This window comes from Salinarchaeum sp. Harcht-Bsk1 (assembly GCF_000403645.1).
GTDB lineage: Archaea > Halobacteriota > Halobacteria > Halobacteriales > Salinarchaeaceae > Salinarchaeum.
Genome location: NC_021313.1, coordinates 385,315 through 408,733, shown reverse-complemented (window position 1 = coordinate 408,733; position 23,419 = coordinate 385,315). Strand labels below are relative to the sequence as shown.

Sequence of the window (23,419 nt, the reverse complement as noted above, 5' to 3'; positions counted from 1 at the left end):
GAAGCACCCCAGACAGCCCTGGCGTTGCGGTGTGCTCGACCGGTCCCCGGACGAGCGATCGACACCAGGTCGACAGCGACCCGCTCGTCAGTCAGTTAGTCAGTCTCGCCGATTGCCGAGTTCCCGTGGTGACTGGAACGTCCCTGGGTACCTGGCCAGCGACGGCACCGTCGGGCGTTTCGCGCGTCCAGACCTCCCGCTGTGGGAACGGAATCTCGATCCCGGCCCTGCAGTCCCTTGTAGATCGCACGCAGTAGCTGGTGGCGTGCCCGTCCGACGAGCATCGGCGAGCGCGCCCAGTAGACGAGTTTAACGACCGGAAATCGTACTGGCAGCGCTCGAACGGCTTCGGTGCCGTCGCAGCTTTACACGGCTCGGCGTCGTAGTGCTCGACGTGGTCCCCACATGACAGCCGTTCTCATCGCGTACGCGACCGGCGAGGGACAGACGGCCAAGACGGCCGAAGCGATCGCCGAGACGCTCGGCGACGCGGACCTCGACGTCGCGATTCGAAACGTCGCGGTCGAACCGGAGGTCGATCTCCGGACGTACGACGCCGTGGTGGTCGGCTCGCCGGTGAACAACCGCGCGCACCTGCCGGCCGTCGTCGAGTGGATCGACGCGAATCGAGACGCGCTCGTGGATCGCCTGTCCGCGTTCTTCCAGCTCTCGATCGCCGGCGTCTCGGAATCCGACTGGGCAGTGGACTCGACGCGAGAGTGGGTGGACGATCTCGTCGAGCAGACCGGGTGGACGCCCGATCGTGTCGGCGATTTCGGCGGCGCGCTCGCGTACTCGCAGTACGGCCCCGTCGAGCGCCAGCTGTTCAGAGTCGCCGCAGCGTTCGCGACGGGCGACACCGACACGTCTCGAGACTACGAGTACACGGACTGGGACGAAGTGGCGGCCTTCGCCGAGGAGTTCGCCGCGCTCGTCGCCGCTCCAGCCGACGAGGACGTTCCTCGGGCGTTCGCGTACGAACCACCGTCGGCTGCAGCCTCCGGACCCTCGCAGAACCGTCTACGTCAAGTGGCAGTCGTAGCGATCGTGGCCCTCGTCGTCGCGGCCATCGTGGCGGCGCTCTATCGACGCTGCTCGGGAGCCGATCGGGAGGCCGCCGTTCCGACCGAATGAGTGCGCTCGGAGGCCAGTCGACGAGGACCGGTCGAGCAAGCTTCCGCGCGCTGACCACCGATGTCAGGCTACTCTTCGACGGTCGCCACGCTTCGGAACGCCCGCACGGTGTCGACGCCGTGGACGACGGACCGTTCGTCGTCGGTCACGGGCACGCTCTCGAGGCCGCGTTCGGTGAAGATCCGGTCCCAGTCGCGGTAGTACAGGGGGAACTCGTCGTTGACGTAGCTCACGCCCTCGACCGGATCGGCATCTCCGGGGGGCGATTCCTGGTCGTCGCCCTCGTTCTCGATCGTCACGAGATGGCCGCAGGTGATCCGCGCGAGTTCGTCGAACACCCACGTCGCGTCCGGATGGAGGTGCTGGAGGGTCTCGACGGAGTAGACGAGGTCGAAGCGATCGTCCGGCACCGCCTCGACGACAGCCTCGATCGAGTCGTGGTAGAACGTCCCGTCGGCCGCGAGGTCGGGGTAGGCGTCGGCCATCACGTCGAAGGCGTCGCCGTTCAGTTCGATGCCTGTGAGGTCGCGATAGCCGTGCTCGAGGAGGTGGGCGAGGTGTCGTCCGGAGCTACAGCCGAGTTCGAGGATCGCCGGGTCGGGTCCAGTCAGGCGATCTGCGATGCTGCGGACCGACTCGCTCGTCTCGTCGGGCCCGTAGTACGCGTAGTAGTCCGGCGAGTACTCGCCGGAGCGTTCCGCCCATTCGCGACGGACCTCGTGAGAATCCACACAGGCGAAAGCAGGCCGACACTGAAAGCCCCGTCGGAGGCAGGTCGGGCCGATGGCACCTCGGTCACAGCGGACGAGTCGGGTGCAACCGCCGCCGAATCGAGACAGCTTGCTATCGGGTGATCGCGTTCACTGCATCGCCGTCGTCCGAATCGACGGGTTCGCTCGCTTGAACGCCACGAGTTCGTCGACGTAGCTTTCTAGCGGCGGACACTCGATGGCCGTCTTCGACAGCGCGCGTCGCGTGTTCGGACAGACGTAGCTGGTCGGATGGCCGAGGTAGTCGAGCGAGGCCGGTTCGAGTCCGAGTCGGTCTGCGAGCCCGGGGACTGCGTCCAGCGCGCGACCTGCGAGGCGGGCGTGGACGGGCACCCCGAGTACGCGCTGACCGAGTGCGTCGCCGCAGATGCTCGTGAGCCTGCCGACCGTCGGCGGGCTCGGATCGCAGAGCTGGTAGACCTCGTCGACTGTGTCCTCGCGAGCGCTGAGGTGGGCGATCGCGTCGACCACGAAGTTCCGTGGGACGACGTTGAACTCGTAGCTGTCCGCCGGCGGGTGAACGGGCGCGGCAGCGATCGTGGGCTGCCGATCGATCAGGTCCAGCAGGTAGTAGAGGCCGTCGTACTTCGCCGTCTCGCCGGTGGTGCTGTCGCCGGTGACGATCGCCGGCCGGTAGATCGTCGTCGGGAGCCCCTCGTCCATCCGCCGCTGGACGGCGACTTCCGCCTCGAACTTCGTCGCCTCGTAGTGGTTGTTGAACGTCTGGCCGAGGTCGAGGTCCTCCGGGCCGAAGACGCCGTCGTGGCGGCCGCTGACGTAGCACGTGCTCACGTAGTGGAGCCGGTCGACGTCGGCGTCGATCGCGAAGTCGAGCACGGCCTCTGTCCCCGCGACGTTCACGCGCTCGGCCGGTTCGCGCTCGACGCCGAGGTCGTAGATCGCCGCGAGGTGGTACAGTTCGTCGGTCGCCTCCTGGTGATCGTCGGGATCGTCGAGACCGAGTTCCGGTTCGGTGACGTCGCCCGTGACGAGGGTGACCGCCGTCGACGGTGCGTCCGTTCGATCGACGATCGCGGCTGCTCGTTCCTCGGCCTCCGCGAGATACTCGGGCTGGACGAGGCAGACCACGGATTCGTCGCGCTCGAGCAGGCGCTCGGTGAGCGCCGCGCCGAGAAAGCCCGGGAATCCGGTGAGAAATTTCGTCATCCCGATCGGGTCCTCCCGTTCATCGTCACCATTGCGATCGAATCCTCCCGTTCATCGGATTCCCAGCCCCCGGACGACGCGCAGGTAGGCCGCGAGCGCCCACGCCGTGACGCGGTTCGGTACTGCGGAGATCGGCGTCAACGGGTGCCCGTGCTGGACCGTGACGCTCTGGGAGCGGGTGTACTTCTCGAACCCCTGGTCTCCGTGTCGCCGACCGAGCCCCGAATCCTTGCGTCCGCCCATCGGTGCCGACGTGGAGCCCCACATCGACATGTAGGCGTCGTTGACGCAGACCGTCCCACAGTCGAGTCGCCGGGCGACGCGGCGCCCTGCCGCCGTATCGTCGGTCCAGACGCTCCCGTGGAGCCCGTACGGCGTGTCGTTGGCCAACTCGATCGCCGTCTCGTCGTCGGGGACCGGCGTCACGGTAACGACGGGGCCGAAAGTCTCCTCGCAGGTCACGTCGGCTCCGGGGGGAACCTCGCCGAGCACCGTCGGTTCGTATACGAGCGGGCCGACGTCCGGACGGCGCCGACCACCTGTCAGCAGCGACGCGCCGTCCGCGACGGCGTCGTCGACGTGGGCTTCGACGCGCTCGAGCTGGTCAGCGGAGACCATCGATCCCACGTCCGGAGCGTAGGTGAACTCGGTCCCGAGGTCGAGGCCGCGGACCCGCTCGACGAGCCGATCGGTGAACTCGTCGGCGATCGACTCGTGGACGTAGATCCGCTCGACGGCGATGCAGAGCTGGCCGGCGCTGGCGAACGCGCCACGGAGGGCACCGGTCACGGTGCGCCCGAGCGGGGCGTCCTCGCGGACGATCATGGGCCCTTTCCCGCCCAGTTCGAGCGTCGCGGGGATCAGCGACTCGGCGGCCTGTGCGGCGACCTCGCGACCGACGGCGGTCGAGCCAGTGAAGTTCACCGCGTCGACGGCGTCGATCAGCGGCGGACCGAGCGTCTCGCCCCGACCGGGAACGACCTGGAAGACGGCTGATGGAACGCCGGCTTCCGCCAGCAACTCCTCCACGTAGAGCGCCGTGAAGGGCGTCTGTTCGGCCGGTTTGAGCACGACTGCGTTGCCGGCCAGCAGTGCCGGCAGCGCGTCCGAGATGGCGAGCGTGAGCGGGTAGTTCCACGGCGAGACGATCCCGACGACACCGTAGGGATCGTGGTGTTCGCGAACCCGCGTCAGCCCTGGAACGAGCCCAGGGTGGCGCTCTGGCTCGAGGTAAGCCTCCGTTCGCTCGGCGTAGTGCCCCGCAGTGAATTCGACGTCGCCGCACTCTTCGAGCGCGTCGTATCGGGTCTTGCCGCTCTCGAGTTGCACGAGATCCAGCAACTCGGCCCTGTGGTCGTGAATCAGGTCCTCGAAGCGTTCGATCGCGGCGACCCGTTCGGACGCGGGCCGACGCTTCCAGTCGGCCTGGGCTGTGCGGGCGCGATCGACCGCGCCCCGAATCGCGTCAGGAGAGCACGCCGGCACCGTGCCAACGACTGCGTCGGTGAAGGGCGCTCGAACGCGGAGTTCGGCGTCGGACGCAGCACTCTCGACGTCGGGTTCGACGGGCACACTCTCGGCCAGCCGCTCCAGCACTGGCCCGTCGTAGCCGTCTGGCGTCTCGAACGACACTGGCCCCTCTTCGTCGGCACGCGACTAACCTTTTGTCCCGATATCGGGTCAGGTATCGGTCTCGTTCCCGTCCATGGTGGTATTCTCGCCATCGGTCGCGTTCCCGTCGTCGCCGGTCACGTTTCCGTCCTCGTCCGTCATATTACCGTCCTCTGTCACGTTCCCCTCTCCATCGGTCTCGTTCCCAGCGCCGTCGGTCTCGTTCCCAGCGCCGTCGGTCACGTTGCCGTCGTCGTCCGTCTCGTTTTCGTCGTCGCCCGTCACTGGTTCTCCGTCAGTGTCCTCGTCGCCGGTGGTGTCTCCAGTCGTGTCGTCGCCTGTCGCCGTCTCGTCGTCGGTCACGCCGTCTTCTTCGGTCTCGTTGTCGTCACCGCCACCGCCACAGCCAGCGAGTCCGACCGTGATCGCACTCGCGATTACTGCCCCGAACCGCCTGCGCGATGTCGTGGTGCGTGACATGCGTGTCGAGGTGGCAGGCGTTCGGCCCTTTGTTATGAAGCGCAGTGGTCAGGTACGGCGATCGTAGAAACAGTTCAGTGGTCTCCGGTAGGCAGCCAGGTACCGTTCGCGGGTGTGACGAACGCTCTCCAGCGTTCGACGAGTTTCACCACTCTGTGCCGTGTGTAACCCGACCGTACGTCCATCGCTGCAGGGGCCGCCGTTCGGTAAGCACGGCGTCGCACTCCGATTACGTCAGGTAGTACCACGACGCAATACGCGTCGGCGTAGCCTCCAGCCGACCCGGTGCCGGACCGCCGAACTCGAAGGCGCGCTCGGTCGGTTAGCGGACCGCCGAACTCGACGCGCGGGACAGTAACACGACCGCGATGGCGCCGAGTGCGAGGTCGAGCCCAACCAGTACCAGCACGCCGGGGACGACCCCGTCGAGCGTGCCGTCGAACCACGACACCTGGATGACGGTCATCGTGTCCCGATCGAGCATCAGCGACCGTGCGGCGTCGACGCCGTAGGTGACGGGATTGAGCTTCGCGAACGTCTGAATCCACTCCGGCATGACGTCGAGGGGTAGGAAGGCCGTCGAGAGGAAGAGCAGCGGGAACTGTAGCAGGTTCGCACCGATGATCGTCGACTCCTGGTCCCGCGTGAGCAGGGCGAGCGAGTTCGAGACCGCGACGAACCACAGCGAGAACAGGATGCCGACGCCGATGATCCCGAGCGCACCGACGACGCCGGTCGCGATCTCTGCGCCCAGCAGGACGCCGAGGACGAGGATGATGCCGATCTGGACGGTGATCCGGAACACTTCGGCGGCGGTCTTGCCGAGGAAGACCGCCGTCCGGTTCATCGGCGAGACCAGCACCTTCTCGAACATCCCGTTCTCGATGTCGTTGACCAGCCCGATGCCCGACGTGACCGCCGCGGCGAGTGCGACCTGGATCGCGATCGCCGGTACGAGGAACGTCTCGTAGCTGATCCCCGGGATCCCACGGTTGACTGCCGAGCCGGCGACGTTGCCGAAGACCTCCGTGAACAGGACCAGGAAGATGATCGGCTGGACGAGCGAGACGACGAGGACGAACGGGTTCCTGACGGCCTTCAGGTTCCAGCGCTTGAAGTTCACCCAGACGTCGCCGAGGAAGGTGTTCGCGGTACGGTCGACGCCAGCGCCAGTCGCGATCTGTTCGTCGGCGCTCGCGGCGTCGTCGGTGTCGCTCATCGTCCGACCTCCTCCGTCGGTGCTTCCGGCCCCGTCCTCCCGCCTTCGAGGGTCTCTACGTCGACGGACTCGCCGGTGATCGCGAGAAACACGTCGTCGAGCGTGGGTGCGTGGAGGTTGAACCCGGTCACCGTCACCCCGGCGTCACGGAGTGCGACGAGGAGGTCGGTGCCGTGCTGGCGGGCCGTCTCTGCGGTGACGCTGATGCCGTCCGCGGACTCGGTGACCGTCGCTTGCTCGAAGGCCTCGAAGGAACGAGCGATCTCTGCGGCGCGCTCGATCGCCGCGCCGTCGCTCTCGAAGGCGTTGCCCGCGGACTCGATCTCGACGTCGAGCACCTCGCCGCCGACCTCCCGTTTGAGGTCCGCTGGACTCCCCTCCGCGACGATCGACCCGTCGAGGATCACGGCGAGTTCGTCACACAACTGGTCGGCCTCTTCGAGGTACTGCGTCGTCAGGAAGATCGTCGTCCCCTGCCCGTTGATCCGCCGGAAGTACTCCCAGAGTCGCTGGCGCGCCTTGGGATCGAGGCCCGTCGTCGGCTCGTCGAGGAAGACGAGCGGCGGGCGGTGGACGAGCGCGGTCGCGGCGTCGAGGCGCTTCTTCATCCCACCGGAGAACTCCTCTGCACGCTTGTCCGCATCGTCTGCGAGGTCAACGAGGTCGAGCAGATCCTCGACCCGATCGGCGCGGTCGACACGGGGGACGCCGTAGGACTCCGCCGCGAACCGGATGTTCTCCGCCGCGGTCAGTTCGGGATCGACGCTCACCTCCTGGGCCATGTAGCCGATCGACTCGCGGACCTTCCGCGGCTCTGCGGTCACGTCGAACCCGTTGACCTCGACGTGGCCGCCGGTCGGCGAGAGCAGGGTCGCCAGCACCTTGATCGTGGTCGTCTTGCCCGCGCCATTGGGGCCGAGAAAGCCGAAGAACTCGCCCTCAGGGACGATCATGTCGACGTCCCGGACGGCGCGGGTACCGTCGGCGTACGTGACGTCGAGCCCCTCGACGGCGATCGCCGGCGGGTTGCCACTCCTGTCGCCACCGCGGCTCGATGCGTTTGACACAGTTGTCGTTTCGGCGGCCAGGGGCTTATGCTTGGAAGCTACCGGTCGGGAGACCTTGCTCTTGGGAGGTATCGGTCGGCAGTCCTGGCCGCCGAACACACCGTCTCCGAGGCGAGACTGCCGACTACACCGCTAGCCATAAGAGACCGCGGTCGCACAGCCAACCGAGCGAAACCGTGGTTACACAGCCAGCCACGCGAGATAGACGAGGACGGCGCCGATCCCGGTGCTCAGGACGGCGTGAACGCGCAGCCGGTCGAGCAGGTCGTGATCGTCGTCGTGCTGGTGGACGACGTGCTCGTGGACCTCGCTGCCGGTCTCACAGCGCGGCAGGAAGTCCATCGCGACGTGGAGGAAGATCCCTGCGGCGAAGCCGAAGACGACGGCCTGTACGTCGGCTCCGGCGGGGCCGCCCACGAGGCTCACCGCGAGGGCGGCGACGCCCAGTCCCGCCGAGGGCAGGAGGATTGGGAGCACCGACCGGTTGGATCGGACGAGTCGCCGCGCAGCGGCGTACCCGGCCGGCCCCTTGTGGGAGACGATCGCGAGTCCGAGCAGTGGCCCGAGATCGGGCATCGCCGCGTAGATCACGCCGATGATGATCCCCGCGGAGACCGAGTGGGCGCTCAACTCGGCGACGGTCCGGTCCATCGGCAGGTCGAGGTGCGTGAGTCGGTGGCCGACGGTGTGGCCCGCGAAGCCGACGAGGAGCCCGATGGCGACGCCGAGACCACCGTGGCGCGGTGCCGCGGCGGTCGCCTGCGGGATCAAGAAGAGCGCGGCGCTGGTGACCATCGCACCCGCTGCGAGTCCGTAGCCCCAGACCATGCCGTGGGGGTGTTCGCTCCGGGTGCGGAGACCGAGCACCGCCCCGCCGGCCATCGCGCCGAAGGCGACCCAGCCGATGACGAGCAGTTTCGGCGCTGGCTCCACGGTCATTGCCGTTGCCGAGAGTACGATCAGCACGAGCACGGACGCGACGCCGAGGTATGCCTCGGGCGTCACGGCGTCTCGCGACGTTGCGACGTCCATTCTTGTTATTAACTTAGAACACGATTTTAATATACCTGTCGATGCCTGCTGTGCCGACTGCGTGTACGCCCTCGTCGCCGATTCACTTGCCCACCAGTACTAACTGGCCGTGGTGTGTCACTCAGTGCCGTACTGGTAGATGAGGGAGATCTGTGGGGATTCGGTGGAAAAACGGCCAGCATCTGTCGATGAAGTGGGAGTATGAACGACGAGTCCGACCCCGCCGAGTCACCCGCCGACCGATCCGCGGCGGACAGCGACTGGAAGCGACGGCGCCTCCTCGGCACAGCCGCGACTGCCGCCACCAGTCTCATCGCCAGTCCGACCGCGATCCTCGACGGTGAGTCGAAGCCCGCGATTCCCGGTCGTATCGAGGCAAAGAACTTCGACGCCGACGGTTCGGGCGTCGCCTTCACCGAGACCACGCCAGGCGACAGCGGCGGCACGTATCACGACGTGGACGTCGACGTCGAGATCGCAGGCGACGACTACGACGTCGGCTGGACCGACGCTTGCGAGTGGCGCACCTACTCCGCGACCGTCGACACCGCCGGGACCTACGAGGTGACCGCGAAGGTCGCGTCAGGGGCCGATGGCGGAACCTTCGTTCTCCAGCAGGGTCGGGTCCATCTGGCCACCTTCGAGGTGCCGGACACTGGCGGCTGGCAGTCCTGGACGACGATCACGAAACAGGTCCATCTCGACGCCGGCGATCACGTGATCGCCATCTCCCTCGATACGGCGGGTGTCAACCTCGACTGGCTCGACTTCTCGCTCGCAGGCAGCGAGGGTGCGATCACGGATCCGTACCCCGGACTCGACGACACGAGCTGGCGACTCACGTGGAACGACGAGTTCGACCAGGGTTCGATCGACACCTCGACGTGGACCTTCGAAGTCGGCGGGGGCTGCGGCGAACACCAGCGCCACGACACCGACTGCACCTGGGGCAACCGAGAGGAGCAGTACTACACCGACGGCGACAACGCCTGGCTCCAGAACGACCGGCTGGTCATCGAGGCCAGAGCGGAACTCGCACCGAACGGCGAGAACCCCTACACGTCGACTCGCCTGAACACCGCCGGCGGCTTCGAGACGCAGTACGGCCGCATCGACGTTCGCGCCAGACTACCCGAGACCCAGGGACTCTGGCCTGCGATCTGGATGCTCGGCCACGACATCGGCTCCGTCGGCTGGCCGGACTGTGGCGAAGTGGACGTCATGGAACTCCTCGGCCACGACGTCGACACCGTTCACGGCACGGTTCACGGCCCGGGCTACTCCGGCAGCGGCGGGATCAACGACTCCTACAGCGGTCCAGACTTCTCGAACGGGTTCCACGACTTCACGGTTACCTGGTACCCCGACGCTATCAAGTGGTTCGTCGACGGATCCCACTATCACACGGTCACGCAGCACGAGGTGGAAAACGCCGGTGATAGCTGGGTTTTCCGGGACGAGTTCTTCGTCGTCCTGAACGTCGCCGTCGGCGGACGCTTCCCCGGCTATCCGGACAGTGCGACGCAGCTCCCACAGCGGATGGAGGTCGAGTACGTCCGCGTCTGGGACTGGGTGTAGTCACCACGGAGGGTTCCGCAGACGGTCGACACGGCCGCTCTTCGGCGATACGTGCTGCAGAAAATCGCAGAACGGTTACTGGATGTGGCCTTCTTCGCGCAGCTGGTCGGCGTCCTGCTCGGAGTAGCGCCACTCGATGTTGGCCTTCTCGTCCTGCCAGTCCCAGGGCTCGACGAGGACGACGTCGCCCTCGCTGATCCACGTTCGGTACTTCATGCGGCCGGGAATCCGGCCCATTCGGTCCTCACCGTCCGCGCACTGGACGCGGACGTGGTTACCGCCGTTGTGCTCTGTGACTACCGCGAATACCTCGTCGTCCGACGGCATCCGGAGATTCCGCCGTTCTTGTTCCTCGCTCATGCCAATCGATAGGAGCCGGAGCCGTTTAAAGTGCCGCGGAAGTCGCGGTACCACGCCACACGGATTGCCGGCGGCAGCATCGCTCCGGGTGGTGGTGCAGTCGTCGACGGAGCAGTCCTCAATCCAGCGACGGCGTCTCCTCGGCTGTCGGGGCGGGCTCCTCCGGTGAGGGTCGGCGCTGGAGCGGGGCGGTGCCCAGTGCGGATCGGTCGCCCTCGTACCGTCCGTAGGTCTCGAGCAGCGACTTGAGGCCTGGACAGTGCTGGCCCAGCAGGCAGGTCTCGCCCCACTCTGGCCAGTAGTGGTCGACCGGTCGTCGAATGTCGATCGGATCCCAGGGCTCGGGGCGCAGTTCGTAGTGACTGAAGACCTCGATGCCCTCCGACCGCTCGAACAGGTGGACGTGCCACTGCTTCGAGCGGTCGGCCGGATCGAGGCGGCGGTACGACCCGTCGTCGGAAACGGGGTGGTCGGGGTGGAGCTTCTTCGCCGAAATCGGACTGTAGGAGTAGGATCGCGCCTCGAGGAGCGCCTTGACCTCGGAGAGGCTGACGTCGAGATAGCCGACGAACTCGTTCGGCTTCAACGTGAACACGCCGTAACACCGGCCGGGGAGGATGGCGTCCGCGACGCCACCTGCGGCGTGACGGAGGCGATGCTGCAGCCGGTACATGGTACAACGCTATTCGACCCTCCCCTTGAATCGTGGTGGTTTCCACTCGCGATGCAGATGCATGTAGTGAGGCATGTAAATAAATCCATACAGTGTCGTACTACCAACTCTTTACTATTGGATACTCGCCACCCGCGTCGAGTACTCCACGCAGGCTGCTGCTCCTGGCGTGTGCGCCGCCGACGACTCGCGACCCCAAAACGCGCTTCCCGCACGACGGAGACCCCGGCCCTATGGCCGACCTCTGGGGTCGCGACGAGCCGCGTCGGGGTGACGACGACCACGCGGAACTCCTCGCGGAACTCGATTCACACGACCTCCGACTCTCGCTCGACGTCGCCGTCCACGTGGCCGAGGACGCCGACTTCGAGACCGTCGTCTACGACGGTGCCGCCTCATTCGGCTTCGTCCCTCTTCATCGTCGGGCTCGTTCGGCTTCGTCGCTGTTCGGCTTCCTCTCCGTTTCGGTGCGTGGCGTGGCGTCGTCCGCGTTCGGTTTCGTCTCGATTCAGACGCCCTCGACGGTGCTCCGGAAGGCGATCACGTCGTCGTGGGCAGCGGAAACCGCCTCGGCGATCGCCTCGGGAGCGTCTTCTTCGAGGTGACCGAGCTTCGTCTCGACGCGGGCCAGCGTCCCGTGGTCGACCGAGTACTCGCGCTCGGCGAGATCGTGGAGTCGATCGGCCTGGTCCTGGAGCGCCGTTGCCAGGTCGTCGGTGGCGTCGTCGGCTGCCGCGCTGAGGCGGTCGCTCGCTGACTGAAGCTGCTCGCGTGTCATACATTCACATAGTGCCCGCCCGCATATATTTCTTCGCAACTGGATCGCTGCAACGATTGCCTCGATCGATGACGCGAGGGGTCGACGAGCGACGCGAACGGAACGCTTAGGCGGTCCCCGGCGCCACGCTCGGGTATGCCCACGAGCGACTGGGACGACTGGCTCGTCCGCGATATCGAGGTCGCCGATCCCGACGGCCTCGCAGCGTGGTACCTCGGCTGCAACGGCTTCGTCGTCAAGGCCGGCGACGGCACGACGATCTGGATCGACCCCTACGTCGGTCTCGGTGATCCGCCGCGAACCGTCCGGATGATTCCGGTGCCGTTCGATCCCGCCGACGTCGAGGCGGCCGACGCCGTGCTCGCGACCCACGAGCACACCGACCACGTGCACGGCCCGAGCCAGGCACCGATCCTCGAATCCACGGGCGCACCGTTCTACGCGCCCGACGACAGCCTCGCCGTCGCCCGGGACGAGGAGGACTGGCAGGCAGACCACGATATCGCCGACGACCAGTTCGTGGCGGTCGCCGAGGGCGACACGTTCGAGGTCGGCGAGGTGACCGTCCACGTCGAGTTCGCGCACGACCCCGACGCGACCCATCCGGTCTCCTACGTGATCGAGTACGGCGACGCGACCCTGTTCCACGGCGGCGACACCAAGCCCCACGACGACTTCGAGGAACTCGGCGAAGCCTACGACGTCGACCTCGGGATCCTCGCGTTCGGCACGATCGGCACCATCGACGACAAGGAGACCGGCGAGCCCGTGCGAACGAAGTGGTACAACACCGAGAATCAGATCGTCGAGGCAGCCAGCGACCTCCAGTTCGACCGGCTGCTCCCGAGCCACTGGGACATGTGGAAGGGTCTCACCGCCGACCCGAAAGTGCTCCACCACCACGCCAGGAGCTTCGCGTACCCCGAGCGGCTCGAGATCGTCGAGATCGGCGATCGCGTCGATCTGTAGCGCGTTCGTCGCTGCTCCGGGCCGGGCGGATCCCGCCACAGCAGGGACACGTCCTCGACTCGGAGCGGTCGCCGCGTATCGCTGGCTTTCGAACAGTCACGGTCGTATCACTACGCTCTGCCTCGGAGTACTTCTCTCGTCCCCGTCGTTGCAGCCACGTCTCGATCCAGCCTGCGACCGCGTCGTAGCACTCTCGAACCCGATCGTCGGTCAGCGGTTCCCCTCGGGTCGGGATCGCTACCGTCTGCTCCGCGGCCAGTTCCGAAGCGACCCCGCGACTCACTCGCTGGGTGCGGGTGACGACCGCTCCGAGCACCGGGACCCCGAGACTGCGCGCCATTCGCCCCGTCTTGGCGGCGTCCTCGACGCTCTCTTCCCTGCTCGTGGAGACCAGAATCACGGCCTCGGCCTCCCGGAGCGGCGCAGTCGCTGCGGGACCGGCTCCCGCAGGACAATCGAACAGCGCGACCCCGTCGCGAGGTTGCACCGCGTCGAGCGCCGACGAGAGGTCGAGCGCCGCGAGTGCCCGCGGTGCGGGGACGATTTCGACACCGTGCGAGTCGCGCTGGATTTCCGCGCCACCTTCCTCGTCCACGAGCGCCGCGAGCGGGGGCTCCCGATCGACGTCGGCCATGCGATGGAGGTTCGGCATCCCAGCGTCGAGGTCGATCGCCCGGCCGCCGATCCCGGATGCTTCGAGGGATCGCGCGATGCCTAGCGTGGTCGTCGTCTTGCCACAGCCGCCTTTCCCGCCGGCGATCGCGATCATGGATGGGCCTGGCCGCGGGTTCGTACTTGAAGCTGTGGCGGTCGAATTCGACTGGAATTGAAGAACCGACTGTGCTCTCCGCAGCTGTCTCGGAAGCCCCCGATCGCTCGCGCGGACTGACGAAGCAATGATCGCAGGCGAGCGGAAGTGAGCCGAGGATCGCAGCGAGTCGCGGACGGTCGAGCGGGAGTGGGCTTCCGGATGCGGTCGCCGTACCGTCACTTTCGGAATCCCCTCCATCAACTATACGACTTCATCGCAGCCGACCCTGTGCATTCAAGGGTCCGCGGCACTCCCGATCAGCTAATGCGTCACGACCACGTGCTCACCGCCAGACAACTCTCGCGGGAGGACGTCGAGGAGGTCCTCGACCGGGCGGCCGAGATCGCCGCCGACCCCGACGCCGTGTCGGACCGTCACGCCGGTGCGCTGCTCGCGACCTGCTTCTTCGAGCCGAGCACGCGCACGAAGATGAGTTTCGAGGCGGCGATCAAGCGCCTCGGCGGCGACGTCGTCGACATGGGCTCGGTGGAGTCCTCGAGCGTCAAGAAAGGGGAGAGCCTCGCGGACACCATGCGCGTCATCGAGGGGTACGCCGACGCGATCGTCCTGCGCCACCCCAAACAGGGCGCGGCGAAGATGGCCTCGGAGTTCGTCGACGTCCCGCTGCTCAACGCCGGCGACGGTGCGGGCCACCACCCGACACAGACGCTGCTCGACCTGTTCACGATCCGGGAGGCACAGGGCCTCGACGACCTCACGATCGGGATCATGGGTGACCTGAAGTACGGGCGGACGGTCCACTCGCTCGCCCACGCGCTGACGACCTTCGACGCGCGCCAGCACTTCATCAGCCCGGAGAGCCTCCAGCTCCCCCGCGGCGTGCGCTACGACCTGCACGAGGCCGGCGCGCAGGTCCGCGAGCACACCGAACTCGAGGAGGTGCTGCCGAGTCTCGACGTGCTCTACGTCACCCGCATCCAGCGCGAGCGCTTCCCGGACGAGAACGAGTACCGCAAGGTCGCCGGAGAGTACCGGATCGACTCCGAGACGCTCGAAGCGGCCGACGACGACCTCGCCGTGCTCCACCCGCTCCCGCGCGTCGACGAGATTGCGCCCGAGATCGACGACACCGAGCACGCGCAGTACTTCCAGCAGGCCCACAACGGCGTCCCGGTGCGGATGGCCCTTCTGGATCTGCTCCTCGACGGGGCAGCCGTCGGCGCCATCGGGGGTGATGCGCGATGAGCGAGCGCGAACTCCGGATCTCCAAGATCGAGAACGGGACCGTCATCGACCACGTGCCCGGCGGCGAGGCGCTGAACGTCCTCGCAGTCCTGGGCATCGACGGCACCGGCGGCGAGACGGTCTCGATCGGGATGAACGTCGAGTCCGATGCCCTCGGCCGCAAGGACGTGGTGAAGGTCGAAGACCGAGAACTCAGCCAGGACGAGGTCGACGTCCTCAGCCTGATCGCGCCCGAGGCGACGATCAACATCATCCGTGAGTTCGACGTCGTCGAGAAGAAACGCCTCGACCGTCCCGAATCCGTCAGCGGCGTCCTCGCGTGCCCGAACCACGATTGCATCACGTCCGGCGACGAGCCGGTGGAGACGAAGTTCGAAGTGCTCGATTCCGGCGTTCGCTGCGTCTACTGCGAGACGATCATCCGCGAGGACATCACCGACCACATCGTGCGATAGGCGGGTTCGAGTGGCTGGGCCCGCCGCTGGATCGCCGTCCGACCACGAACCTATTTGCCGCTCCCGACCGCGACTCTAGTCGTGTTCGTCCTCGTCAATCTGAAGGCCTACGACTGCGATCCGGTCGCGATCGGCCGGGCCGCGGCCGAGGTCGCCGACGACGCTGGCGCGCGAATCGCCGTCGCACCGCAGGCCGCCGACCTCCGGGCGGTCGCCGAGACCGGCGTCGAGACGTGGGCCCAGCACGTCAGCCCCGTCGAACACGGCTCGAACACCGGATCGACGCTCGCGGAGTCGGTCGCCGCCGCCGGCGCGGAGGGAACCCTGCTCAACCACTCCGAGCGCCGCCTGAAGCTCGCGGACATCGACGCCTCGATCGACGCCGCACGGCGCGCGAATCTGGATGTCGTCGCCTGCGCGAACAACCCCGAGCAGGTCGCCGCCGTCGCTGCGCTCGAACCGGACGCCGTCGCCGTCGAACCTCCGGAACTCATCGGGACCGGAACGCCGGTCAGTCAAGCCGATCCGGACATCGTCGAGGGTGCCGTGGCAGCGGCAGCGGACGTCGATCCCGCCGTCGAGGTCTACTGCGGAGCCGGCATCTCCACGGGCGACGACGTCGTCGCCGCCGGCGACCTCGGCGCGGAGGGCGTCTTGCTGGCCAGCGGCGTCGCGAAGGCGGACGATCCGGCTGCCGCGCTCAGAGACCTCGTCTCCGGGCTGTAGCGCCGTCGCGTCGCAGTCGTCGCCTTCAGTCCACGACGACGCCGTCGTCCGTCACGTTCGGCGCCCCCACCACGAGGATCCGCCCGTCCGTCACCGCCGTGAGCTGACGGGTCGTCTCGGGATCGACCACGAGGTAGTCACCGGTCTCGAGTTCGAGAAGCTCCTCGTCTCCCGTGCCATCCTCGCCTCCTTCGTTCCCAGCGATCGCCACCTCGAAGCGTCCAGCGAGCGGGACGTAGAGTTCCTCCTGCTCGCGCTGCCGGTGCCGATTGCTCGTCTCGCCGGCCTCGTACTCCCACACGCTCGGGCGCATCTTCGCGGGGCGAAGTTCGACGCCGATCGGGAGGATCGTCCGCTCGGGTTCCTCCAGCCGGTGCGCCTCGACCTCGTCGAGTGAGACCTTCGAGTAGCCCATTGGCTGGTCGTTGGGTGGCGGTTGGCAAAAATGCGCTGCGCCGGGGAACGCGGTTGGCTCAGTACCCGCGCTCGATCAGGTAGTCCGCCGTCTGTTCGAGCAGTTCCCGCGCCTCGTTGTCCGGGAGCACTTCGAGGTGGGCCTTCCCGGACTCGACGAGCCCTTCCGCTCGTTCGCGGGCGAACTCGATGCTCCCCGCCTCCTGTAGCGTCGCGACGGCGTCGTCGATCTCTGCCTCCGTAACGGCTTCGACGGAGTCCGTCTCGACGAGAGTGCCGATGTCGACGCCCTGCTCGCGCGCGTGGAGCGTGATGAGCGTCCGCTTGTTCTCGACGAGGTCGGAGCCGCGCTGCTTGCCGAGCTTCTCGGAGGGAACCGTCAGGTCGAGGACGTCGTCCTGAATCTGGAAGCCGCGGCCGACGTCCAGCCCGTACTGGTAGAGCGCGTCGACGGTCTCGTCGTCGGCGCCCATCAGCAATGCTGGCAGGCTCGCAGCCGCGCCGTAGAGCACGGCGGTCTTTTGCTCGATCATGTGGAGGTACTCCTCTACCGCGACGTCGCCGCGGTCCTCGAACTCGACGTCGAGCGCCTGCCCCTCACAGATCTCCGTGCAGGTCCGGGCGAGCACGTCGAGCGCGCGGACGCTTCGTTCGTCTGCCGCGCCCGTGCCGAGCATGATCTCGAACGCCTTCGAGTAGAGCGTGTCCCCCGCGAGGATCGCCGTCTCGAGGTCGAACTCGCGGTGGACCGCGGGGACGCCCCGCCGGAGGTCGTCGTCGTCCATGATGTCGTCGTGGATCAGCGTGAACGACTGGATGACCTCCACCGAGACGGCCGAGGACAGTACGTCGATTTCGGGGACCTCCGCGGAGAGCGTCGGGAACGTCCGGTAGTCCGTACTCCCGGGTTCGACGTCCGCGAGCGCCTCGGCGACGAGGAGCGAGATGGTCGGACGCAGTCGCTTGCCACCGGCGTCCAGCAGGTAGCGCGAGGCCTCGTAGAGGCGTTCGGGCGTCTGGATCGGGATCTCTTCCGGGATGGCCTCGTTGACGATCTCGCGTCGCTCGCGGATCGTCGCGAGCACGGCCGCCTCTCGTGCCTCCGGGTCGGACATCGCTAGTCGACGAGCTGGATGAGGTTGCCGTTGCGGGAGATGTGGAGGTCCCGGTCCATGCGGTAGCCCTCGTCCTCACAGAGGTTCACGTAGTCAGAGAACCCGCTGAGGTCCTGGTGAGCGGGGATGACGTTCTGGGGCTGGAGCGCGTCGAGCATCTCGTAGTGGCCCTCCTTGTTGAGGTGGCCGGAGACGTGGATGTCGTCGTAGATCCGGGCGCCCTGCATGCCCAGCAGCTTCTCTGCCTGGTAGCGCTGGCCCTCGTTGGTCGGCTCGGGGATGACGCGCGCGGAGAAGACGACCTTGTCGCCGGCGTCCAGTTCGTAGGGCGTCTCGCCACGGGCCATCCGGGTGAGCATCGCGCGGGGCTCGCCCTGGTGACCGGTGACGACGGGCAGGTAGTCCTCCTTGCCCTCGTTCATGATCCGCTTGAACGTGCGGTCGACGGACTTCCGGTGACCGAACATCCCGAGGTCTTCGGGGAAGTCAACGAAGTCGAGCCGCTCTGCCGTGCCGGAGTACTTCTCCATCGAGCGGCCGAGCAGCACTGGCTGCCGGCCGATGTCTTTCGCGAACTCCACGAGGGAGGTGACGCGGGAGATGTGCGAGGAGAACGTCGTGGCGACGATGCCGCCGTCGTAGTCTTCCATCGAGTACAGCGCGTCCTTCAGGTGTTTGCGTGCGACGGACTCGCTGGGCGTTCGGCCCTTCTTGCCAGCGTTCGTACAGTCCTCGATGTAACACAGCACGCCGTTGTCCTCGCGACCGATCTCGCGGAACCGCTTCATGTCGATCGGGTCGCCGATGACGGGCGTGTGGTCCATGCGCTTGTCCAGCCCGTAGACGATCGACCCCTCCGGCGTGTGGAGGACGGGGTTGATCGCGTCGATGATGGAGTGGGTGACGTTGACGAACTCGAGTTCGACGCCCGAGTCGCCGATGGACATCGTGCCGCCCGCGTCCATCTTGACGAGGTCGTTCTCGACGCCGAACTTCTGCTCGCTCTCGATCTGCTGCTTGACCAGTTCGATCGTGAACGGCGTCGCCACGACGGGGGCGTCGTAGCGATGGGCCAGCTTGGAGATGGCGCCGATGTGGTCGAGGTGACCGTGCGTCGGCACGATAGCCTGCACGTCGCCCTCGAGGTCGCTCATGATGCGATCGTCCGGGATCGCACCCATGTCGATCAGGTCGAGGCTGTGCATCCGCTCGGTCTCGACGTTGTCGTGGATGAGGACCTTCGACAGGTTCAGGCCCATGTCGAAGATAACGACGTCGTCGCCTGCTCGCACCGCAGTCATCTGGCGGCCGACTTCCTGGTAGCCGCCGATCGTGGCAATTTCGATTTCCATGATTGGTGTCCGAGGCGGACACCCCGTGCGAGCGACCGGCGCCCTGCAGCACGGTTGGCTCCGCCAACCGACCGCGGGTCCCGACTGCGTCGAGTCGTCCGCCGTCGGCCGACGTGGGCAGCGGTGCCCGACGCCGACGTCTCCCGGCGGATCGCCGGTCGCCCACGTGTGCCCGGGGCGACCGTTTGCTCGGTTACCCAGATCTATTGGGCCGAGCGTGATAAAGGGCGTGGATATTCGCGTGTGAACGGTTAGCGACGCTGGCGTACTGCTGCCCGCTCAGCATTCGATTCCCGTCGTTAGATCTCGACGTCGGTCTCGTACTTCACATAGTTGCCGAGCCACCCGCCAATCGCCGCCCCGCCAACGAAGTAGAGCACGCCGAACGCGAGGGCGACGACGAAGAAGATCGTACCGGCGATTCCGGGGAGTACCTCGCCGGCGAACAGGCCGAACAGGCCGAAGAGGCTCGAGACGAGGAAGGCGAAGACGAGGACGGGAATCAGGGAGATCAGGCCGGCGTAGACGCCGACGCGCACGCCGTCTTCACGCGACCCGCCTTCGAGGTAGCCCGCGATGCCACCCCCGACGACCGGCGCGAGCGGAATGAGATTCCCAGTCACGATCGTGAACCCGCCACCAATCACCGCGTTGAGCAGCGTATCTCCTTCGCCCATACGCGAGCCTCACCCCCGTTCCTGTTAGGCGTTACCCACTCCGCCGAGCGACTGACGTGCGTCTCGTCGAATCAGCATAGTCGCTGCGTCAGGTGGAAGGAGGCTACCACCGAAACTGGACCAGGAAGAGGGCTGTCAGCGCCCCGCGCGACGGTACCGGACCACCGCCAGTAGGGAGCGTTGCCCGCGTAGAACCAACCTGACCACACAACGTTACTGCTCGCCGTAAACCCGGATTTCAACCGACGGTCGTCCCGGGCCGATCGCCGGCGAGGAACGCAGGGAGGTCGTCGAGGCCGAAAATCGAGGCCGTGCCCTCGAGCGCGAGTAGTTCGCGGACTTTCGCGGCCATCCCGCCGCTGACGTCCGTGGCCTCGCTCCCGCCGAGGAGATCTTCGACGGCGTCGTAGGCCGGAATTCGATCGACGACGTCGTCTTGCTCGTCGAGCACCCCCGGGACCGTCGAGCAGACGCCGACGCGCTCGGCACCGAGCGACTCGGCGAGCGAGACGACGACCTCGTCGCCGCTGAGCACGGAGACGCCCTCCCCGACGTGGGCGACGCCGTCGCCGTGCAGGACGGGCACGAACCCCTCGCCGAGCAGGGTCGCGACCTGCCCGGCCGGCAGGGTGAGGTCGCCGGCGCTGTTGCGGTGCCCCGCGGAGGAGGGGTGGACCGGCACGGCGGGGACCTGCTGCTCGCGGAGGCGCTGAACGACGAAGCGGTTCAGCGTCGTCATCGCACCGTGAATCGCGAGGACGGCCTCCGGATCGTGGGTCCCGCTGGTCGTCGAGACGCCGTGCGCTTCGGCGTGGTGGTGGCCGAAGCTGCCGCCGCCGTGGACGACGACGAGGTCGGCCGGCTCGAGGCTCTCGGGATCCGACGGACGGACTGAGGCGGCGACCTCTCCGATCGCCGCCGCGGCAGCGTCGAGCGCGGGACCGTCGAGCGTTTCGGGGCGGTCTTTGTCCGTCACGACACTCCCGCCGAGCTTCAGGACGGCCGTCACGGCGACCACCTCCGCCCTGGCGCGGCGTGGTTGGAAGCCAGTCGCGACCGCCGATCGCTCGGACTCACTTCCGACGCACCCCTTCTTCGGCCAGCTCCGCGCGGAACGCCTCCTCGCAGCCGGGCGTATACTCGAGGGCCGTCTGGCTCTCGTCGCTCTCGTCGAGTGCGACGATGCAGCCACCGCCGCCGGCACCCGTCAGCTTCGCACCCATCGCGCCGGCGTCCCGGGCGGCCCAGACCATCGCGTCGAGCGATCGCGACGAGACGCCGAGCGCCGAGAGGAGTCCGTGGTCGGCGTTCATTAGCTCGCCGAGCGTCTCGACGTCGCCGTCGTCGAGCGCTCGCTCTCCCTCGTCGACGACGTCGCCGATCGTCTCGACGGTGTCCGCCGCGAAGCCGTACCGTTCGCGGAGGGAACGGACGTCCGCCACCAGCTTTCCGGTGTCCCCCGCCCCACCGTCGTACCCGATCACGAGCGGTAGCTCCGGTGCCGGAATCGAGTGACCGCCGTCGCCCTCGACGCGGACGACGCCGCCCATCGTCGACGTGAACGTGTCCGCGCGGGAGGCTTGCCCGTCCTGGACGGCGTGTTCGACCCGGTACGCGCGGTCGGCGATCTCCTCGCGATCGAGTTCGACGCCCAGTTCTCTCGTCGCCGCGTCGATCGCTGCCGCGACCACTGCGGCCGAGGAGCCGATCCCCGCCCCGAGTGGAATCTCGCTCTCGATCGTCACCTCGAAGCCGGCGTTCGGTGCATCGGCAGCGTCGCGGGCCTGCGCGACCGCCTCGTCGACGTACCCCGTCGCCGCCTCGAGGAGGTTCTGTGGGACGTCGACGTTCGGATCCGTCGCCGCGTCTTCGCCATACTCGATCGTGAACCCGTCCAGCGTGAGGTCCTCCGAATCCACCCGGAGCCCGCCGTCGGACCGCTCCTCGACGGTCACCCGCGCGCGCCGCTCGATGGCGGCCAGCAGCGCGGGCTCCCCGTAGACGACTGCGTGCTCCCCGAGGAGGAAGACCTTCCCTGGGGCGCTCGAGGTTGCCATGGGGCGCGTTTGTGGCGGCGAGGGTATGAGGCTTTGCGATCGTCCGCAGCCCCGTCCTCGGAGGGTCGGTACTACGCACCGCAACCCACGGACTTTCGGTCACGGCCGCCCCAGTCAGCATCATGTCGCTCCCGATCGACCCGTCGCAGATCGACCCCGCGGACTACGGCGAGCACCAGACCGTCCTCGAGATGGACCACGATGAGGCGATCGAGCACGTTCGCGAGGTCTGTCTCGACGTCGGCTTCGGCGTTCCCGTCGAGTTCTCGCCCTCCGAGTTGCTCAACGAGAAGGTCGACGCCGACCGCGATCCCTACTACGTCCTCGGGGCGTGCAATCCAGCAGTCGCGGATCGCGTGCTCGACGTGAGCAAGGAAATGGGCGGGCTCTTCCCCTGCAACATGGTGATCTGGGAGGAAGCACCCGGCCAGCAGCGCGTGTACCACGTCTCCATCATGAAGATCGCACGGCTGCTCGGGATCGTCCCGGACGACGACGAGATGCAGGCCATCGTCGACGACACGGGCGAGATGGTCGCCGAGACGTTCGAGCGCCTGGAAGCGGCCTGAGCACGCGAATCCATCGTCACTCGTCGCCCGCCTCAGAGCCGCCCGTCGAGATTCCAGCCGAGCCACTCCTTCAGCAGGAACTCCACCGCGTTCACGACGTAGTGAGCGATCACGACGAGCACAAGACTGTTCGTCAGGACGAAGGCCACGCCCAGCACCCCGCCGAGCAACCCGGTCACGGCGATGCCGCCCTTGCCCTGGACGCCGTGTCCGAGCGCGAACGCGATCGAGGAGAGTACGACGAACAGCCAGGGCGATAGCCCGGTCGCTGCGGCAGCGCCACCGATCAGGACCGCGCGGAAGAGCAACTCTTCGAAGCCGGCCACGAGTGGGAGGATCAGGAGGAGCAGGACGCCCCACCCGAGTGCCGAATCGGGCGCGAGTGCGGCCCGGAGCGCCTCGCTGTAGTCGACGCCGATGCGGTCCAGCGATGCGGCGAGCGCGACGTTGAGCGCTGCGAGCGCGCCACCGAACGCCAGTCCACCGCCCACGGCGAGCGCGCCGGTACTCCAGGCCGAACCGTCGACGCCGAGCGTTGCGGCTGGGATGCCTGTCAGTGCAGCAGCGCCGAGCACCAGCAGGCCCAGCCCACCGTGGGTCAGGAGGACGTTCGCCAGCAACGCCGCTGTCGGAATGGAGTCGAGGCCGTCGCCGTCCGCGGGCCCGCTACGCACGGCGGCAGTCTCGATCGCTCGGTCTGGCTCCGTTCCCGCGGAATCTGACTGGGTCGTCCCGGAATCGGGTTCGAAGGTCCTGGCATCGGACTCGGTCACTCTGGCATCGGGCTCTCTCGCCCTTGCATCGTCCTCCGACGTTGACGCTGGGCGTTCGTTCCTTGCCGAGCGATCGTTCGGTGGCGCGCCTCGGTTGGTGGATCCCCACTCGTTCTCTTCGCCACGTTCTGTCGATGCAGTCCCGATCGATGCGGTATCGTTCGATGCAGTTCCGGTCGGTGCTCCATCAGTCTGGGACGATACATCCTCACTCGGCGCTTCGTCCGCGCTCGGTCGACCGTCGTCCTCGACCGGTCGTCCGTCGGCGTCGTTCGACGGCTCCTCGCGCTCGCTCCGTTCGGGTTGTGTCCACTCCTCGATGCGCGGGTCTCGACGACCGATGCGACCGCTCGTGAGCCACGAGAGACCGAGTACGAGAAACAGTACGAAGCCCACGACGGCCCAGAAGGCCGTCCAATCGGGCAC

General features: G+C 67.2%; 25 protein-coding genes. 7 read left to right on the top strand and 18 right to left on the bottom strand.

All coding sequences use genetic code 11. The features are described from left to right. Positions 1-405: 405 nt before the first annotated feature. Positions 406-1,134: a flavodoxin domain-containing protein gene (locus L593_RS02025; RefSeq protein WP_020445247.1), complete on the top strand. Its 729-nt coding sequence runs from the start codon at positions 406-408 to the stop codon at positions 1,132-1,134. Positions 1,135-1,202: 68 nt separating this feature from the next. On the opposite strand, the gene L593_RS02020 is transcribed toward L593_RS02025, so the two are convergent. From L593_RS02020 to L593_RS01990, 7 genes are all read right to left on the bottom strand, one after another. Beyond that, positions 1,203-1,865, bottom strand: a complete 663-nt coding sequence (locus L593_RS02020; protein WP_020445246.1) for a class I SAM-dependent methyltransferase — start codon at positions 1,863-1,865, stop codon at positions 1,203-1,205. Positions 1,866-1,994: 129 nt separating this feature from the next. Continuing rightward, on the bottom strand, positions 1,995-3,071 hold the full coding sequence (locus tag L593_RS02015; protein ID WP_020445245.1) for an SDR family oxidoreductase: 1,077 nt from the start codon (positions 3,069-3,071) through the stop codon (positions 1,995-1,997). A 51-nt stretch (positions 3,072-3,122) separates the two neighbouring features. Further along, positions 3,123-4,703 (bottom strand): succinic semialdehyde dehydrogenase, encoded by a 1,581-nt coding sequence (locus L593_RS02010; protein ID WP_020445244.1) that lies wholly within the window; start codon positions 4,701-4,703, stop codon positions 3,123-3,125. Positions 4,704-4,751: 48 nt separating this feature from the next. Continuing rightward, complete coding sequence (locus L593_RS02005; RefSeq protein WP_020445243.1) at positions 4,752-5,162, bottom strand: hypothetical protein; 411 nt, start codon at positions 5,160-5,162, stop codon at positions 4,752-4,754. A 322-nt stretch (positions 5,163-5,484) separates the two neighbouring features. Further along, positions 5,485-6,381, bottom strand: a complete 897-nt coding sequence (locus L593_RS02000) for an ABC transporter permease (protein ID WP_020445242.1) — start codon at positions 6,379-6,381, stop codon at positions 5,485-5,487. Beyond that, on the bottom strand, positions 6,378-7,448 hold the full coding sequence (locus tag L593_RS01995) for a daunorubicin resistance protein DrrA family ABC transporter ATP-binding protein (RefSeq protein ID WP_020445241.1): 1,071 nt from the start codon (positions 7,446-7,448) through the stop codon (positions 6,378-6,380). Before L593_RS01995 ends, L593_RS02000 begins: the two co-directional genes overlap by 4 nt. A gap of 180 nt (positions 7,449-7,628) precedes the next feature. After that, positions 7,629-8,480, bottom strand: a complete 852-nt coding sequence (locus tag L593_RS01990; protein ID WP_020445240.1) for a ZIP family metal transporter — start codon at positions 8,478-8,480, stop codon at positions 7,629-7,631. Between the two features lie 201 nt (positions 8,481-8,681). Here L593_RS01990 and L593_RS01985 point away from each other — a divergent pair, with 201 nt between their 5' ends. Next, complete coding sequence (locus L593_RS01985) at positions 8,682-10,058, top strand: family 16 glycosylhydrolase (protein ID WP_020445239.1); 1,377 nt, start codon at positions 8,682-8,684, stop codon at positions 10,056-10,058. A gap of 75 nt (positions 10,059-10,133) precedes the next feature. Here the strand turns inward: L593_RS01985 and eif1A are convergent, their stop codons facing one another. The 3 genes from eif1A to L593_RS15200 form a co-directional block, all read right to left on the bottom strand. Next, positions 10,134-10,418 carry a translation initiation factor eIF-1A gene (gene eif1A / locus L593_RS01980; protein ID WP_020445238.1) on the bottom strand — a complete coding sequence of 95 codons (285 nt, stop codon included), beginning with the start codon at positions 10,416-10,418 and terminating at the stop codon, positions 10,134-10,136. 118 nt (positions 10,419-10,536) lie between these two features. Next, positions 10,537-11,091, bottom strand: a complete 555-nt coding sequence (locus L593_RS01975; protein ID WP_020445237.1) for a hypothetical protein — start codon at positions 11,089-11,091, stop codon at positions 10,537-10,539. A gap of 508 nt (positions 11,092-11,599) precedes the next feature. Further along, positions 11,600-11,869, bottom strand: a complete 270-nt coding sequence (locus L593_RS15200) for a hypothetical protein (protein ID WP_081638624.1) — start codon at positions 11,867-11,869, stop codon at positions 11,600-11,602. A gap of 135 nt (positions 11,870-12,004) precedes the next feature. Between L593_RS15200 and L593_RS01965 the strand changes: the two genes are divergently transcribed. Further along, positions 12,005-12,838, top strand: coding sequence for an MBL fold metallo-hydrolase (locus L593_RS01965; RefSeq protein ID WP_020445235.1), 834 nt, complete (start codon positions 12,005-12,007; stop codon positions 12,836-12,838). Here L593_RS01965 and L593_RS01960 read toward each other — a convergent pair. Further along, positions 12,741-13,607 carry a division plane positioning ATPase MipZ gene (locus L593_RS01960; protein ID WP_020445234.1) on the bottom strand — a complete coding sequence of 289 codons (867 nt, stop codon included), beginning with the start codon at positions 13,605-13,607 and terminating at the stop codon, positions 12,741-12,743. The genes L593_RS01965 and L593_RS01960 overlap by 98 nt on opposite strands. A 306-nt stretch (positions 13,608-13,913) precedes the next feature. Between L593_RS01960 and pyrB the strand changes: the two genes are divergently transcribed. The 3 genes from pyrB to tpiA all read left to right on the top strand — a co-directional run bounded on the left by pyrB (position 13,914) and on the right by tpiA (position 16,036). Continuing rightward, a complete protein-coding gene (gene pyrB / locus L593_RS01955; protein ID WP_020445233.1) occupies positions 13,914-14,855 on the top strand; it encodes an aspartate carbamoyltransferase in 942 nt (313 codons plus the stop codon). After that, a complete protein-coding gene (gene pyrI / locus L593_RS01950; RefSeq protein ID WP_020445232.1) occupies positions 14,852-15,310 on the top strand; it encodes an aspartate carbamoyltransferase regulatory subunit in 459 nt (152 codons plus the stop codon). The genes pyrB and pyrI overlap by 4 nt, the downstream gene beginning before the upstream one ends. Positions 15,311-15,391: 81 nt before the next feature. Continuing rightward, positions 15,392-16,036, top strand: coding sequence for a triose-phosphate isomerase (tpiA, locus tag L593_RS01945; protein ID WP_020445231.1), 645 nt, complete (start codon positions 15,392-15,394; stop codon positions 16,034-16,036). A 25-nt stretch (positions 16,037-16,061) separates the two neighbouring features. Here tpiA and L593_RS01940 read toward each other — a convergent pair whose 3' ends face one another. The 6 genes from L593_RS01940 to mvk form a co-directional block, all read right to left on the bottom strand. After that, positions 16,062-16,451, bottom strand: coding sequence for a 5-deoxy-glucuronate isomerase (locus L593_RS01940; RefSeq protein WP_020445230.1), 390 nt, complete (start codon positions 16,449-16,451; stop codon positions 16,062-16,064). A 58-nt stretch (positions 16,452-16,509) separates the two neighbouring features. Further along, positions 16,510-17,565, bottom strand: a complete 1,056-nt coding sequence (idsA3, locus tag L593_RS01935; protein ID WP_020445229.1) for a geranylfarnesyl diphosphate synthase — start codon at positions 17,563-17,565, stop codon at positions 16,510-16,512. Between the two features lie 2 nt (positions 17,566-17,567). Beyond that, on the bottom strand, positions 17,568-18,917 hold the full coding sequence (locus tag L593_RS01930; protein ID WP_020445228.1) for a ribonuclease J: 1,350 nt from the start codon (positions 18,915-18,917) through the stop codon (positions 17,568-17,570). Positions 18,918-19,216: 299 nt separating this feature from the next. Then, entirely contained in the window at positions 19,217-19,594 is a 378-nt protein-coding gene (locus L593_RS01925) for a DUF5518 domain-containing protein (protein ID WP_020445227.1), read from the bottom strand. A gap of 238 nt (positions 19,595-19,832) precedes the next feature. Further along, entirely contained in the window at positions 19,833-20,603 is a 771-nt protein-coding gene (locus tag L593_RS01920) for an isopentenyl phosphate kinase (protein WP_049894250.1), read from the bottom strand. Positions 20,604-20,667: 64 nt separating this feature from the next. Continuing rightward, positions 20,668-21,651: a mevalonate kinase gene (gene mvk / locus L593_RS01915; protein ID WP_020445225.1), complete on the bottom strand. Its 984-nt coding sequence runs from the start codon at positions 21,649-21,651 to the stop codon at positions 20,668-20,670. Between the two features lie 122 nt (positions 21,652-21,773). On the opposite strand from mvk, the gene L593_RS01910 reads away from it, so the two are divergent. Next, positions 21,774-22,220 carry a DUF302 domain-containing protein gene (locus tag L593_RS01910; RefSeq protein WP_020445224.1) on the top strand — a complete coding sequence of 149 codons (447 nt, stop codon included), beginning with the start codon at positions 21,774-21,776 and terminating at the stop codon, positions 22,218-22,220. Positions 22,221-22,252: 32 nt separating this feature from the next. On the opposite strand, the gene L593_RS01905 is transcribed toward L593_RS01910, so the two are convergent. Then, positions 22,253-23,419 (bottom strand): type II CAAX prenyl endopeptidase Rce1 family protein, encoded by a 1,167-nt coding sequence (locus L593_RS01905; protein ID WP_081638622.1) that lies wholly within the window; start codon positions 23,417-23,419, stop codon positions 22,253-22,255.

Bases quoted from the DNA above. Each gene is read 5' to 3' on its own strand.
- L593_RS01975 (WP_020445237.1), bottom strand. From the start codon at position 11,091: ATGTACCGGCTGCAGCATCGCCTCCGTCACGCCGCAGGTGGCGTCGCG.
- L593_RS15200 (WP_081638624.1), bottom strand. From the start codon at position 11,869: ATGACACGCGAGCAGCTTCAGTCAGCGAGCGACCGCCTCAGCGCGGCA.
- L593_RS01930 (WP_020445228.1), bottom strand. From the start codon at position 18,917: ATGGAAATCGAAATTGCCACGATCGGCGGCTACCAGGAAGTCGGCCGC.
- pyrB (WP_020445233.1), top strand. From the start codon at position 13,914: ATGCGTCACGACCACGTGCTCACCGCCAGACAACTCTCGCGGGAGGAC.
- L593_RS01990 (WP_020445240.1), bottom strand. From the start codon at position 8,480: ATGGACGTCGCAACGTCGCGAGACGCCGTGACGCCCGAGGCATACCTC.
- L593_RS01965 (WP_020445235.1), top strand. From the start codon at position 12,005: ATGCCCACGAGCGACTGGGACGACTGGCTCGTCCGCGATATCGAGGTC.
- L593_RS01910 (WP_020445224.1), top strand. From the start codon at position 21,774: ATGTCGCTCCCGATCGACCCGTCGCAGATCGACCCCGCGGACTACGGC.
- L593_RS01940 (WP_020445230.1), bottom strand. From the start codon at position 16,451: ATGGGCTACTCGAAGGTCTCACTCGACGAGGTCGAGGCGCACCGGCTG.
- L593_RS02015 (WP_020445245.1), bottom strand. From the start codon at position 3,071: ATGACGAAATTTCTCACCGGATTCCCGGGCTTTCTCGGCGCGGCGCTC.
- L593_RS02005 (WP_020445243.1), bottom strand. From the start codon at position 5,162: ATGTCACGCACCACGACATCGCGCAGGCGGTTCGGGGCAGTAATCGCG.
- L593_RS01985 (WP_020445239.1), top strand. From the start codon at position 8,682: ATGAACGACGAGTCCGACCCCGCCGAGTCACCCGCCGACCGATCCGCG.
- L593_RS01960 (WP_020445234.1), bottom strand. From the start codon at position 13,607: ATGATCGCGATCGCCGGCGGGAAAGGCGGCTGTGGCAAGACGACGACC.
- idsA3 (WP_020445229.1), bottom strand. From the start codon at position 17,565: ATGTCCGACCCGGAGGCACGAGAGGCGGCCGTGCTCGCGACGATCCGC.
- L593_RS02025 (WP_020445247.1), top strand. From the start codon at position 406: ATGACAGCCGTTCTCATCGCGTACGCGACCGGCGAGGGACAGACGGCC.
- L593_RS01925 (WP_020445227.1), bottom strand. From the start codon at position 19,594: ATGGGCGAAGGAGATACGCTGCTCAACGCGGTGATTGGTGGCGGGTTC.
- L593_RS02000 (WP_020445242.1), bottom strand. From the start codon at position 6,381: ATGAGCGACACCGACGACGCCGCGAGCGCCGACGAACAGATCGCGACT.
- eif1A (WP_020445238.1), bottom strand. From the start codon at position 10,418: ATGAGCGAGGAACAAGAACGGCGGAATCTCCGGATGCCGTCGGACGAC.
- pyrI (WP_020445232.1), top strand. From the start codon at position 14,852: ATGAGCGAGCGCGAACTCCGGATCTCCAAGATCGAGAACGGGACCGTC.
- mvk (WP_020445225.1), bottom strand. From the start codon at position 21,651: ATGGCAACCTCGAGCGCCCCAGGGAAGGTCTTCCTCCTCGGGGAGCAC.